The organism is Paraburkholderia sp. UCT2, from assembly GCF_014397665.1.
Classification (GTDB): Bacteria; Pseudomonadota; Gammaproteobacteria; order Burkholderiales; family Burkholderiaceae; genus Paraburkholderia; species Paraburkholderia tuberum.
Genome location: NZ_VZQO01000005.1, coordinates 229,865 through 242,570, shown reverse-complemented (window position 1 = coordinate 242,570; position 12,706 = coordinate 229,865). Strand labels below are relative to the sequence as shown.

Below are 12,706 nucleotides of genomic sequence, written 5' to 3'. Positions count from 1 at the left end.
TTAAGACAGTACTTTCCGAAAGGCATCGACCTGTCGGTCTACTCACAGGCCAAACTCAACGCAGTAGCACGAAGGCTGAACGAGCGACCACGAAAGACCCTGGATTACGAAACACCGGCTGAACGATGAGATACGGTCAAGTCTGGTGTATGAGCGGTTGGATGAACGGCGACGTCAGGCGGCGAGTTTCTGCTGACCGGGTTGATCGTCTTGCACCGGTTCGCCGTCCTTGAAGGCTATGCCTTCTAGCAACAGCTTGATCTGTTCTGGGCCGTTGATGCGCCGCCATGTTTTCTCGGCTTCCTCGATCAGCTTGAATGCTAGACCCAGGAAGGTTGGTCGCGACACGCAGTTGCGCGTGCGCGTAGTACGGTGGCGCACGGTCGCGAACGTCGACTCGATCGCGTTTGTCGTTCGCAAATGTTGCCAGTGGTCGGCCGGGAAGTCATAGAAAGCAAGCAGGCTTTCGCGATCCTTCTTCAACGTCTCAGTAGCCTTCGGATACTTTGCCGCATAGATCGTCACGAACCGATCGAAGGCGGCATGCGCGTCGGCGCGCGTCGCGGCCATCCATATCGCTTGCAGATCTGCTTTAGCTTTGCCTTGCTGTGATTTCGGTAGCGCGTTCAGGACGTTGCCCATTTTGTGGAACCAACAGCGCTGGCCTCGCGTCGCGGGAAACACTTCCTCCAGTGCGGCCCAGAAGCCCATCGCGCCATCGCCGATGGCCAGCAGCGGACCAGCCTGCAGGCCTCGCGATTTCAGGTCGAGCAGCAGCTCCTGCCACGACGCCTTCGACTCGCGATACCCATCGCCGATCGCCACACGTTCCTTGCGCCCATCTGGCTTCACGCCGATGATCACCAGCAGGCATTGCCCGTCTGAATTTTCGCTTCGCAGCCCGGTGTGAATACCGTCGACCCACCAGTACACGTAGCGCGACTTCGACAGATCACGCCGGCTCCAGTTTGTATGTTCGTCGGCCCACTGGGCCTTCAGGCGACTCACCACATTCGCCGACAAACCCTTCGCATCCTCGCCCAGCAGCACGCTTAGTGCCTCGCTCATGTCGCCCGTTGAGATGCCTTTCAGGTAAAGCCACGGCAACGCGGCGCTCACACGCGGCGACTTGCGCACATACGGCGGCACGATCGATGAATTAAACTTCACGCCTGACCCTGAACGATCGCGAACCTTGGGCACCTTCACCGCAATCGGGCCGGCCGCCGTCAATACCTCGCGCTCCGGCAAATAGCCATTGCGTACCACCGCGCGTTGTCCGTGCAACGTCTTGACGTTTTCGAACCGCTCCAGCAGCGCCTGCAGCTCTGCTTCGATCGCCTGTTGAATCACCTGACGGGCTCCGTGACGGACTAATTCGTCCAGGCCCAGACCGGTTTCTGATAGACCGATAACCGCTTTTTCCGTAAACTTGCTCATGGTGGATGGTTTGTTGTTTGCTGGTTTCCGACTTCGACAATCAGATTCTCAGCTAAAACCTCCACCGCCTTCAATCGCCCGCCTCAACTCCCCCGTACACCAGATCCGAGCATATCTCCTGAACGATTCCATCGAACTATTGCATCGACCGGTTGAATCCGCCACCCCTTCGAGTCACTCAATCCACGTTGACGAATGTCCCCTTGCTGCCCTACAGGAGGCCATCGTCAATCTGTTCGCCCCGAAGGGCTTTTCAAGTCAAGGCCGAGGGTAGTCCATTGGCAGCACTTATTGGCGGATCAGTCATACCTTGCCGGGATTCAACGGCATTGGGAGCACCCGTCAAAAAATGTTCATGGCCAAGCGGCCCAGATGGACTATATACAAACGAGGGGCGGCGGATGGCTGTACGTCCAACGAAAACCGCCCTTGACTCAGGCCCGCGAGAGCCACAGTCAAGCCGAACGGAGATGTACGACGCCGAATAGTCGCGGCCCGTCTTTTCCCACATAGACCGGTCAGTGGATCGCAGCGTTAGCATCATTGCCGGGGGCGATGCGCTCCCGGCCAATCCACCGCTGCCCGATGTTCCCTGTTCGACCGCCTTAACCACCGTGTAGTAAACGCGACAAGGGGTGAAGTAATGAAACAGCTCGCGAACTGGGTAACGCTCTTGCAGGTCTGCCTGTAGCCCAATTTATCAAGGACGTAACGTACAGCTACCTGCTCTGCCCATTCGTCCATCCGACGTCACCCGTTCGCTCGTCGCCCACGCAAGGAGTACGCCATGTCATTTATCACGTGCCGTTTAACGTTTCTATTGCGAACCATCGCGTTCGCGACGGCGTTAGGATTCGCTTCAATCAGCATTGCGCAAGCCGATTCGGAGGTCGATCCGCCAGGAGCGGTTTACGTTCTGTCAAACCAGCCGTCCGGGAACTCGGTTCTTGTCTATTCGCGCGCTGCCAACGGAATACTGAACTACGAGGCCACGTACTCAACTGGCGGTAAAGGAGCAGGCACGGGAGCCGATCCACTAGGCTCGCAGGGTTCCCTAACGTTGGCAGCGGGTTTTCTCTTCGCCGTGAATCCGGGCAGCAATGATGTTTCGCTGTTCGCGGTCGACGGCAGCAAACTGACGTTGCTCGACAGAAAACCATCGGGTGGTCAAATGCCCGTCAGCGTGACAGTGAAGGGGCCCATCGCGTATGTGCTTAATGCCGGAGGCACACCGAACATCAATGGCTTTATCGTCGACGCGCTTGGCAAGCGTCTCGTTCCATTACCAGGCTCACAACGACCACTTGCCGGCGGAAACTCCGCCCAGCCCGCGCAAGTGAAGTTTGCGCCGGAAGGCAACGAACTGCTCGTGACCGAAAAGGGCACACAACTCATTGACACGTATTATGTCGGCTTCACCGGCTACGCCTCGAAGACTCCAACCCCCCATGCGTCAAACGGCGTCACGCCGTTCGGGTTTTCCATCACGACCCGGGGTTACGCGATCGTCTCCGAGGCCGGATCTGGTTCCGTTTCCTCATATGAGGTCGAGGACAGCAAACATCTGACTTCGATCAGTGCAGCAATTCCCTTGGGCCAGAGCGCCCCTTGCTGGCTTGTCACCACGGGCGATGGACGTTTTGCCTACACGGCCAATGCCGGGAGCGACTCGATCAGCAGTCTGCGGATCACGGCGGACGGTACAGTGCGCTTGCTCAATCCGACTGCAGGCACACTCAGCGCTCCCCTTGACATGGCGCTCAGTGGTCACAGTAAATTCCTCTACGTTCGTGAAGGTAACGGCGCTGTAGGTGGCTTTCGCGTGATGCCAGACGGAACACTCGAGCCAGTTGGCTCAGTCACCGGCGTACCGCCGGGGGCACAAGGGATCGCGGCGCGCTAGACACATCTCCCCCGCGCGGGGAGATGTGCACGCGGGATCATGCTTTCGTATCCCTGTATCGGCAGCCTTCTCGCAAGAAGGTTGCCGGTACTGCTGAGCACCCGCCGTCCACCTTGATCCGATTGAAATCGAGGCTCCCGGTCAAGCAGGGGTTAGGTGAGTCCAAACGGGCGACGGTGCGCGAGTCGAATCCCATCACTTTCTTCAAGGCTTCCGGGAGTCACATTGACTCCCGGCCCTCCCATGGCTGAGCTCTGGGAAGTGGCCGCGTGGGCCGCGGCGCTGAGCAACCTTTGGCCGCCGTCCGCGACCGGCCGGTATGGCGAAATCAAAGGCCATTCGCCTGCGCTTCGCGACTGTCCCTTCATGGCCGAACCCCGTCAGATAGCTGAATTGAGAACCGCTTGCCGGCCCGCAGCGAATGATCGTCGCAAGTCGACCCGGTGGACCATGCTATTGTGAGATTCGTAAGCGGTTGTAGCTCGCCGGGACGCGTTGGCATCACCCGCTCCAACGGGCCACGATGCGTCACGCGCCTGCAAGCGATCCGCGTGCGGTGCGCGCCTCCGGTAGAGTCGTGAAAAGGAAAAGTGCTTCGGCTACTGTAGACCGCACGCAAGCAAATCGACTCATAGGGAAAACTGGCCGGTCACCGCGGCCATTATCGATTGGTCCTGCGAAAACTCCCGCGTCAATCCTTTTCCGCCACCCGCCCCGGCTGCACAGCCGGCATCCTGCGATAGATAGTGTTCCGCGAGACCCCGAGCGCACGCGCCGCGGCGGACACGTTTCCGCCGTGGCGCGCCAGCGTCATCGCAACCACAGAGGTGGCAACATCCTGCAGCCGAGCACCGTCGGGCAGCGACGCATCGCCAGCAGCAGGGGCATCCGCAGCCGAACCGGCCGAGATGGCTGACGAGCTCGAAGCGGCCGACGCAGCAGAGTCCCCCTGTCCAACCTCGCCATCGCCGCAACCCGCGCCCCCCACATCATCCAAAAAATCATCCGGCAAATGCTCCCACCGAATCACCCCATCCTCCTCCACCATCGCCGCCGCAGTGCGCAGCAGATTAGCCAGTTGCCGACAGTTACCCGGCCACGCATGTCGCCCGAACACCGCCATCACATCCGGCGCAACGCTGAGCGCCTGCCGCCCCCCGCTTTCGACTGATTCCCACTGCAACATCTTTTGAACGACGACCGCGAGATCGCTCCGCTCACGCAACGCCGGCAACCGAACCGCAAGCCCGTTGATCCGATAGTAAAGATCCTCACGAAACTGGTTCTGCGCAATCATCTCGCGCAAGTTGCGGTGAGTCGCGCAAATAATGGAGACATCGACAGGAACCGCCCGCGTCGCCCCAAGCGGCGTCACGACCCGCTCCTGCAAAACACGCAGCAACCGCACTTGCAACGAATACGGCATATCCCCGATCTCATCGAGAAACAGCGTGCCTCCATTCGCCTGCATCAGCTTGCCGATCGCCCCTTTACGCCGCGCGCCGGTAAACGCACCCTCTTCATACCCGAATAGCTCAGATTCGATCAGCGACTCCGGAATCGAAGCACAGTTAACCGCAACAAACGGCCCATCACCTCGCGGCGAATCGTTATGAATCGCCTGCGCGAGCAACTCCTTGCCGGTACCGGTCTCGCCGGTGATCAGAATCGGAATATCCTTGCCGAGCACCTTGCGAACCTTCGCGATCAGTGCGGACACACGAGCATCGCCGGTATCGAGATCGCTGAGCCGCGACAGTCCCGCAGCCGGCTGACGCGCATTCGCACACACCGGTCGCGGTGCGACTGCACCCTGCACATCGACGGCTCCACGCCCCAGCCCAAACGACGCCCGCCTGAACTGCCCGCGCGCGCAAACCACCGCACCGTTGTGCAAATTCAGCATCAGATGCGGCGCAACGCCATGCGTCAAACGATCGATCAATTGCGCATACGAGATCTGAAATAGCGACGACAGCGTATGCGCGCGCAACGCAGCAAGCGACAAGCCCAACTGAAACTGCGCACTTCGATTCGCGGACAGAAAGCGCCCATCATCGGTAAACGCAATGATCCCTTCCATCAGCGTGCCGAGAAACTCAGGACGTCCGTGGAAAGACACTTGCAGCACGTCGCGAAACGCAGTCGAAAACAGATGGTTTTCGATCATCTGCACCGACATTTTCGCGAGTGCCGTCGTGTGCTGGTGATAGCTGCGGTGGTCGCCCGTCACGTCGAGCACGCCGATCAGATCGCCGTACGGATCGAGAATCGGCACGCTCGAACAGGTCAGGAAGCGGTTAGCAGCCAGATAGTGCTGGTCCCCATGAACGACCATCGCGCATCCCTCGGCCAGCGAGGTACCGATCGCGTTGGTCCCCTGACGATCCTCGGCCCAGTTCGCGCCAGGGCGCAGCGCCACTTTTTCCGCGCGATGCAGAAAGTCGTCGTCGCCGATCGAATGCAGGATCAACCCGTCGGCGTTGGTCAGCACGATCATGCTTTGCGTGTTGACGATCTGCTCGCGCAGCGTCTCCATGACCGGCATCGCATGCGCGCACAGCACCTGGTTCTGTTCGCGCTTCAGCGCGAGTCCCGTGTCGGACAGGATGTCGTAATCCGGCCGGATCGATGCGCGCAGGCCGAACGTCTCGGAGCGTTCGTGGGCTTTCTGGATTGCCGGTGCGGGCCAACCTTTGAAGCGGTTAGCCGCCGCCACGCTGAGCGGATGAACGTCGTCGCGCATTGTCTCCTCCTGAATGCGCCCGGGTCGTGCCGGACGCTTTGATGCGTGTCAACAGAATACTCCCTTTGCCAGTCCGCCCGACGCGTGCGGCGACCCCGCGCGGGCCCGCATCCTTGATCTGCGTCAGCGTCGGCCGAATCTGCGACGTTTCTGAACACCGGCAGCCCGCGCAACTGTTCCGAAACGGAACACTTCCGCCATGCAGCTCACCGCAATCCCTGAAATATCCCACTTCGATGCATTGGTACGGTTCGTGCCTGATGTGGTCCCGCGCAGTCACCCGATCACCATCACAAAACGGAGACAAGTGATGAATCCATTTGACCTGAAAGCCCTCGGCATCGACATCGAGTATCCCTATCGCCAGCGTTACGAAAACTACATCGGCGGCAAGTGGGTACCGCCGGTCGGCGGCGACTATTTCGACAACGTGTCGCCGATCAACGGGCAGCCGTTTTGTCGCGTGCCTCGTTCGAACGCTGCCGATATCGACCTCGCCATCGACGCCGCGCACGCAGCGCGCCGCAAATGGGCGAAGACGTCGGTGACAGAGCGCGCGAACCAGTTGCTGGCGGTGGCCGAGCGCATGGAGAAGAACCTGAAGCTGCTAGCGGTCGCCGAGACGATCGACAACGGCAAGCCGCTGCGCGAAACGATGGCCGCGGACCTGCCGCTCGCCGTCGATCATTTCCGCTATTTCGCGGGCTGCATCCGCGCGCAGGAAGGCGGCATCTCGGAGATCGACGACAACACGGTCGCTTATCACTTTCACGAGCCGGCTGGGGTGGTCGGTCAGATCATCCCGTGGAATTTTCCGCTGCTGATGGCCGCATGGAAGCTCGCGCCCGCGCTCGCGGCCGGCTGCTGCGTCGTGATGAAGCCGGCCGAGCAGACGCCGGCTTCGATACTCGTGCTGATCGAACTGATCGGCGACCTGTTCCCCGCCGGGGTCATCAACATCGTCAACGGCTTCGGCAAGGAAGCGGGCGAAGCGCTCGCCACCAGCAAGCGCATCGCGAAGATCGCGTTCACCGGCTCGACGCCGGTCGGCAAGCGCATCCTGCACGCAGCCGCGGACAACCTGATCCCGTCGACGGTCGAACTCGGCGGCAAGAGCCCGAACATCTTCTTCGCCGACGTGCTCGATCGCGACGACGCGTTCCTCGACAAGGCGCTCGAAGGTCTCGCGATGTTCGCGTTGAATCAGGGCGAAGTGTGCACGTGCCCGTCGCGCGTGCTGGTTCAGGAGTCGATTTACGAGCGCTTCATCGAGAAGGCGATCGCGCGGGTGGAACGCATCAAGGCTGGCCATCCGCTGAACCTCGAAACGATGATCGGTGCGCAGGCATCTCAGCAGCAGCTCGACAAGATCCTGTCGTATATCGACATCGGCCGGGACGAAGGGGCGCGGTGCCTCGTCGGCGGCGAGCGCGCAACGCCTGGCGCCGGCCTCGGCGAGGGTTTCTACGTGAAGCCGACGATGCTGTTCGGCAACAACGATATGCGTGTGTTCCAGGAGGAGATCTTCGGGCCGGTCGCCTCGGTGATGACGTTCAAGGACGAACAGCAAGCGATCGAACTCGCGAACGACACGTACTATGGCCTGGGCGCGGGCGTGTGGACTCGCGACGGTACCCGCGCTTACAAGATGGGACGCGAGATCGAGGCGGGACGCGTGTGGACCAACTGCTATCACCTGTATCCGGCGCATGCGGCCTTCGGTGGCTACAAGCAGTCGGGGATCGGGCGCGAAACACACAAGATGGCGTTGTCGAACTATCAGCAGACGAAGTGTCTGCTGGTCAGCTATCAGGCGGAGGCGCTGGGGTTCTTCTAAGCGAAGGGCGCGTCGTCTATGGACGACGCGTGCCGAAGAATGCAGCCGTGCGGCGTGGTGGCCGCTCCGGTTGCATCAATCGATGCGAAATCACGAAGTCCCCTCAGACCTCAGTCCGCCTCGACTTCTCCCCCAAAGCCGCATTCCGTCATCAGTCTTTCTAAAACCGGAAGCATCCGCTCGCGAACCCACGAAAGCACTTCAACTAGCGACTCGCCTTTTGCGTCGTTCTCGGCGTCAATTGAATAGGAGTGCGTGTACATCGAGCAGTAATGGTCCGTCGGTGGCGTGCGCTTAATGACTGTGCGATCGGCCGCCCTCTCCAGTTGTTCGGCGAGTCTCTTCTCATGCTGGTCACTCTGCAGCCGGCTGACAAACGCCCGCAGGAACGATTCCCGTACGCCGTGATCTCGAACAGACCAGGCGCCGCCGCAGTGACGATCGCGGCGAGCGCGCTGTTGGCAGGTTCATCCGGGGCCTCGGCGCATTGGGGGGATGCTTCTTCTGGAAGCTGTGAGATCCCGTTCGCCCGAAAAATCAAACAAATTGCCTATATAGGCTAAAAATTCGGCCAATTCCGAATGCTCCTGGTTGCCCCGCTCCCGATACTGTCGTTCGCACATAACAAGGGATGACCGATGAAGAACGGCAACGGCCAGCCGATGATCCGGCTCGCAGACAAGACGACGCACGACGGCACGGTCATCGAGGCCGCGACAGACCTCATGCACATGGGCATCCCGGTTGCACTCGATGGACACGGCGTCGAGTGTCCGAGGTGTGGCGGTGTCTATCCGATCATCGCGACCGGCCAGCGAACCCACAACGGCAAGCGGGTCAGCCATGCCGGCGACAGGACGGGCTGCGGCGCGATCCTGATCGCTTCATGATCGCTTCCCGATTGCCACGAAACACCGAGCTCCTTGCACGCATGATCGAACCCGCACAGGACCGCACGCTAGGTCTTTCCAGTGACGCACTACCCACATGGGGCAATGAGCCTTTGCTGGCTCCGCTCCGCCTGCGCGGCACCGAATCCCTGGGCAAGCTCTATCGATACACGCTCGATGTGGCGACGATCGAAAGTCCGACGCTCGGATTGTGGCAAGCACAGGAACTGGTCGTACCCGATAACCTGATTGGCAAAGTCATCGACATTTCGATCTCGTTCGACGGGAACGGATTGTTCGGTCAACAGGTGTTGGAACCCGGTGAGGTGGCACACGCGGGCGCGGGCCGCCGCACGATTTCGGGCCTCGTCACAGGCATGAAACAGACCGGCACCGACGACCGGCGCGCCCATTACCGCTTCGTCGTGCGCCCCTGGCTGTGGCTGGCCACGAAGAACCGCGAAAGCAGGATCTTTCAGGACGCGAGCGTGGTGGACATCACTGACCGGATACTCAAGGAGCGTTATCACTTTCCGGTGGTGATGGAGTTGGGCGCGACCGGTCTGCGCGAAGGCTACCCAAAGCGGGACCATGTCCGGCAGATGTGGGAATCCGATTTCGAATTCCTCACGCGGATCTGGAGAGAATGGGGAATCTACTATCTGTTCGACGGAATGACGCTGGTACTGTGCGATTCGCCCGGCTCGCACAAACAGCACGACAACGGCTACGACACTATCCGCTATCACGCGCCTGACAGCCGGCACGTCGACGAAGAACACATTCACAGGCTCGAGGTCTCGCGTCAGATCACGACGGGCAAGGTCAGTCTGATCGACTACGACTACACCCGCCCCGGCATGCACTTCGAGGGCGAGTACGAGAGCTTCAGCGAACGGGCCTTCGACAACATCGAGCAACACGGCTGGGGCGACTACTCGCAACCGCTCGCCGGCGCGACGGGATTGTCGGGTAGGCCAAACAACTTCCGCAATGAAGCCGAACACCTCGCGAGCGTGCGCGTCGATGCAATGCGCTGCCACCGGCTACGTCTGAAGGGCCGAGGGAATCTGCGCGGCCTGACAACCGGGAAAACATTCTGGCTCGACAACCATCCGCAATGCGACATCAACGCCGAGTACCTGGCGGTATCGACCACACTCGACATTCGCAACGCGCCGCAGAACACACAGCCGTCCGGTAACGACACGAACGACGCGTTGCGCCAGTGCGTGACCAGCTTCGTGCTTCAGCCTGCCAATACATTCTTCAGAAACCGCCCGAAGAAAAAGCCGCGCTGCGCGGCGGAAACGGCGATCGTGGTTGGGCCCGAGCACCAGCCGATCTGGGTCGATGGATACGCGCGCGCCAAGGTGCGTTTCGTGTGGGACCGGCTTGGCCCGAAAAACGAGAGCGCCAGTTGCTGGGTGCGCGTGTCGTCGCCGTGGCAAGGCAATGGCTTCGGCGCGATCTATCCGCCGCGTGTCGGTCAGGAGGTCATGGTCAGCTACCACGAAGAGGACCCGGACAAGCCGTACGTATCGGGCCGGATGATCAATGGCTGGAACCAGCCGCCCTGGAAACTACCGGATAACCAGGCACTTTCAGGCGTCTTGAGCAGTGAGCTCAAAGGTGGCTGCGACGGCCAGACCAATCACGTCGTACTGGATGACACGCCGGGCCAACTCCAGGCACAGCTCGCCAGCGATCACGCACACTCGCGCCTCGTGCTGGGCTACAACACGCGGGTCGTGCGCGAGGCCGGCCGACAGCAGGCACGCGGCGAAGGCTGGGAACTGGCCACCGACGCATGGGGTGTCGCGCGCGCCAACAGAGGCATGCTGATCACCACGGAGGCGCGTCGCGGCGCGACCGAGCCGGCAAAGGATCTCGGCGAGACCGTGGCGCGCCTCACGCAGGCGCGCGATATCCACGAGAACCTCGCGGGTCTCGCGCGGCAGTATGAGGCACAGGAGCAACAGACGAGTCAAAGCGACGTATCGCGGGCCATCAAGGCGCAGAACGAGGCGATACGCGGCGTCGCGGCGCGTGCGGACCTTCCCTTCCCGCAACTGGGCGCACCCGACATGGTGCTGGCCAGCGCGGCGGGGGTCGGTCTCACCGCAGCGCAAAGCACGCACGTGGCAAGTGTCGAACACATCGCGCTCACAGCGGGCGGACACGTCAGCATGGCGGCGGCGAAATCGCTGCTGGCGTCGGCAATCAACGGCGTGCGGGTGTTCACGCAGAATCTCGGCATCAGGCTCAAGGCCGCGTCAGGCAAGGTGCGAATCGACGCGCAGAGCGACGATGTCGAGATCATCGCGCAGCGGGTCGTCAGCATCATCAGTAGAACCGATTCGATCAATCTGATGGCCAGCAAAGAGATCGTGCTCCATGCGGGAAGCACGAAGGTGGTCATCAATTCGGAAGGGTACAGGGTCTATACGGATGGAGAGCATCGGGTCCATGCGCGTGGTCATCAAACCGACAGGCCAGCGGCGCGGCCTGTCGGTGTGCCGGTAACGCCCGGAAAGCCGGGCAAGCTGGCCGCGCATCACGTTCTGATCGAACACGATACGGGCTTTGCACTGCCGAACCAGCCGTACCGGATCACACTCGACGATGGTCAGGTGATTCAGGGCGTGACCAATGCGCTTGGAGAAACGAGTCTCGTCACGAGCAATCTTCTTGCATTCGCGACGGTTGAACTGTTCGCCGCGAGTGAACCGGACAAGGTTATTGCGGTGAGCAGAGGCGCGGTGATCAGGGAGGCGGACGAGCCGTTTGCGGGCGCAGTGCCCAACGCCGAGAAACGCACCGCCAGGGTCGCAGGAAAGGCCGTGGCCTCTCCCAATCAAAGCGCGACGACGGAAGACAAGTCGCCCGAATTCGTTTCATGCGATCCGATGAACTTCGGTCTGCGCTTTCATCACTTCATCAACGGTGCGACCGAGGCTGATGCGCCGGCTGGTATGTCGATGCGCAAGGATGTTGAATATCCGGTGACCAAGGCTTATACGGCTGCGATTAAAACTGCGTTGCAGGGAATCGATTGGGCCGGGGTGACGTGGCCGTTGACTTCCAGTTCGATAGAGACGATTCAAAACGCGGTCACGCCGCGACTGGAAATCGCGCTTGGTGCCGGGCCCTTTGGATTGCCACGACGCGATGCCGCCAACTCGGAAAAAGGTGGTGCCATGCCAAAGCTTGTCATTGTCGATCCACAGCGGGCGACGCAGTACGCCCTGCGGCAGGATGTCAGCGCCGCATTCATCGGGAAGTACTGGGTAATCGCCGTCAACGAGAGCGAGATCGCGCACATCGTCGAACTCAGGGACCAGCCGGCCTCGCTGGATAACCGTCTTAGGGCATTTGCCGACACTCTGTATCACGAGTCTCGCCACTGTCAGCAGTACTTCTGGATGCTTTCTTTGCTTCAGCACTTTCCGGAGGACTACAGAGACCTGCCGAATATCCAAACGTTGTATCGGTCGACGATGCTGAGCGAAGTCTTTGAAGTGACAGGAATCACGCCGCTACCCGACGATCATCGCGTTCACATCGGTCTGCACAGGATGCTTGTATTCCATTACTACTGGCTGATTTCCTACCTGCAGGACAAGCGGGGCTGGGAGTACGTCAGGCGAGATCTCCCGAGTGCTGAAAGGAAGGTATGTGAACTGCTGAACGTCTCTGCTGAAACAGCACAAAAAATGGCGCAATTCGAAACCGGCTATAGGAGCCAACTTCATGAAGAAGATGCCTACGCCTGTGCGGAAGTGGTTCAGGCCTACTGGCGCAATCCTGGTGATCCTCTCGTTCGCAACCCCGGTACATGCACGGCTCAGTACACCGACGCTCTCAGGACCGTCGGGGCCAGGAGTTGA

The 12,706-nt window shown here is 60.6% G+C and carries 7 protein-coding genes and 1 pseudogene; 6 read left to right on the top strand and 2 right to left on the bottom strand.

The genetic code is table 11. From position 1 onward, the window contains the following. A pseudogene (locus F6X39_RS06740) lies at positions 1-129 on the top strand (IS30 family transposase); the annotation flags it as partial. A gap of 45 nt (positions 130-174) precedes the next feature. On the opposite strand, the gene F6X39_RS06735 reads toward F6X39_RS06740, so the two are convergent. Further along, complete coding sequence (locus F6X39_RS06735; RefSeq protein WP_187616033.1) at positions 175-1,440, bottom strand: IS256 family transposase; 1,266 nt, start codon at positions 1,438-1,440, stop codon at positions 175-177. 787 nt (positions 1,441-2,227) lie between these two features. Between F6X39_RS06735 and F6X39_RS06730 the strand changes: the two genes are divergently transcribed. Next, the gene (locus F6X39_RS06730; RefSeq protein WP_187616032.1) at positions 2,228-3,343 is read left to right on the top strand and encodes a lactonase family protein; all 1,116 of its coding nucleotides are present in this window, start codon (positions 2,228-2,230) and stop codon (positions 3,341-3,343) included. A 691-nt stretch (positions 3,344-4,034) separates the two neighbouring features. Here F6X39_RS06730 and F6X39_RS06725 read toward each other — a convergent pair. After that, positions 4,035-6,089: a sigma-54-dependent Fis family transcriptional regulator gene (locus F6X39_RS06725; RefSeq protein WP_187616031.1), complete on the bottom strand. Its 2,055-nt coding sequence runs from the start codon at positions 6,087-6,089 to the stop codon at positions 4,035-4,037. A gap of 310 nt (positions 6,090-6,399) precedes the next feature. On the opposite strand from F6X39_RS06725, the gene F6X39_RS06720 reads away from it, so the two are divergent. From F6X39_RS06720 to F6X39_RS06705, 4 genes are all read left to right on the top strand, one after another. Beyond that, positions 6,400-7,926, top strand: a complete 1,527-nt coding sequence (locus F6X39_RS06720) for an aldehyde dehydrogenase family protein (protein WP_187616030.1) — start codon at positions 6,400-6,402, stop codon at positions 7,924-7,926. A 347-nt stretch (positions 7,927-8,273) separates the two neighbouring features. Further along, positions 8,274-8,489 carry a hypothetical protein gene (locus F6X39_RS06715; protein ID WP_187616029.1) on the top strand — a complete coding sequence of 72 codons (216 nt, stop codon included), beginning with the start codon at positions 8,274-8,276 and terminating at the stop codon, positions 8,487-8,489. Between the two features lie 75 nt (positions 8,490-8,564). Beyond that, entirely contained in the window at positions 8,565-8,816 is a 252-nt protein-coding gene (locus F6X39_RS06710; RefSeq protein WP_090803518.1) for a PAAR domain-containing protein, read from the top strand. Positions 8,817-8,857: 41 nt separating this feature from the next. Next, the gene (locus tag F6X39_RS06705; protein ID WP_187616028.1) at positions 8,858-12,706 is read left to right on the top strand and encodes a type VI secretion system Vgr family protein; all 3,849 of its coding nucleotides are present in this window, start codon (positions 8,858-8,860) and stop codon (positions 12,704-12,706) included.

What these genes read in the sequence shown, in the direction of transcription:
- F6X39_RS06735 (WP_187616033.1), bottom strand. Translation starts at nt 1,440, where the DNA reads ATGAGCAAGTTTACGGAAAAAGCGGTTATCGGTCTATCAGAAACCGGT.
- F6X39_RS06730 (WP_187616032.1), top strand. Translation starts at nt 2,228, where the DNA reads ATGTCATTTATCACGTGCCGTTTAACGTTTCTATTGCGAACCATCGCG.
- F6X39_RS06725 (WP_187616031.1), bottom strand. Translation starts at nt 6,089, where the DNA reads ATGCGCGACGACGTTCATCCGCTCAGCGTGGCGGCGGCTAACCGCTTC.
- F6X39_RS06720 (WP_187616030.1), top strand. Translation starts at nt 6,400, where the DNA reads ATGAATCCATTTGACCTGAAAGCCCTCGGCATCGACATCGAGTATCCC.
- F6X39_RS06715 (WP_187616029.1), top strand. Translation starts at nt 8,274, where the DNA reads ATGCTGGTCACTCTGCAGCCGGCTGACAAACGCCCGCAGGAACGATTC.
- F6X39_RS06710 (WP_090803518.1), top strand. Translation starts at nt 8,565, where the DNA reads ATGAAGAACGGCAACGGCCAGCCGATGATCCGGCTCGCAGACAAGACG.
- F6X39_RS06705 (WP_187616028.1), top strand. Translation starts at nt 8,858, where the DNA reads ATGATCGAACCCGCACAGGACCGCACGCTAGGTCTTTCCAGTGACGCA.